Annotated in this window: 1 pseudogene; it reads left to right on the forward strand. The window is 70.1% G+C overall.

The window, feature by feature from the left end:
• Nucleotides 1-424: 424 nt before the first annotated feature.
• A pseudogene (locus AC5RUJ_RS17070) lies at nucleotides 425-1,042 on the forward strand (hypothetical protein); the annotation flags it as partial.

Here is a 1,042-nt window from a genome sequence, read left to right on the forward strand (position 1 = left end):
CGCGGCGGGATCCGGGGCCGGTGCCGCGAGGTCGGCGGGCTGGCCCTCGGCCGGCGATCCGTTGCCGGCGGCGGGCGTGGGAGCATCCCGGGGTTCGCTCACGCAGCATCCTCTCTTCCGCCTGCAGCCGCTGAAGCAGCGGGCGGGCGCACTTGTCACGCGCTAAGCAACAACGGCGCAGGATAGGGGCAATTCTGAGCGAAAGACTACCAGTCCGGTATGGTGTGGCAGCGGATGCCGACGGCAAAAAGGGCAAAAGGCGGTCCGCGGCGGACCACGCGGTCCGGCCGCGCACGGACGGCGGAGAGGGTTCGTTACCATAGGGTTATAAAGCATGACCGATGGCGGGCACCCCGGCCGGCCCTGGAGGCGTGGGCGTCCCTGCGGCCCTTCCCTCCTGCAGCGATCGACGATTGGTATTTTTGTGCGTTTTAAGATTTCAGTGGCCCTGATGGTGATCGGCCTGCTGGCCATCGCGCTGGGCATCGCCCAGCGGACCGTGTGGGCGCCGCCCGAGCGCGCCTCGGCCACCTACACGGCAGCCGATGCAACCGCACCCGTGACCGTCATCGAACCGGAAGTCTTCGGTGTCCACGAAGAAGAAGTGGACGTTTCGGTGGAGGCCGACGGCGAGTTCCTGCTGGCCATCGGCCGAGCGGGCGACGTCGAGGCCTGGGTCGGAGAGGCGGCGCACACCTCCCTGACAGGCATCGAGGACGGGCAACTGCAGGGGACCGTGACCGAGGGCGAGGCCAAGGTGCCGAACCCTGCGGGCTCCGACCTGTGGGTGAGCCAGCAGCAGGCCGAGGGCAGCCTTGAGCACCGGTGGCTGGCCCCGGCCGACGGCGAGTGGTCCATCCTGCTGGCCGCGGACGGCACCGAGCCGGCGCCGACGACGGTGACCGTCACCTGGCCGAACGACACCTCGGTGCCGTGGTCGCTGGCCCTGATGATCATCGGAGCCCTGCTGCTGGTGCTCGGCGTGGCGATGGCCGTGGTGTCCCGCCGCCCGAACCGGCCGGTCCCCGGCGGCGACAGCTCG

This window comes from Arthrobacter sp. Y3223164, from assembly GCF_059091005.1.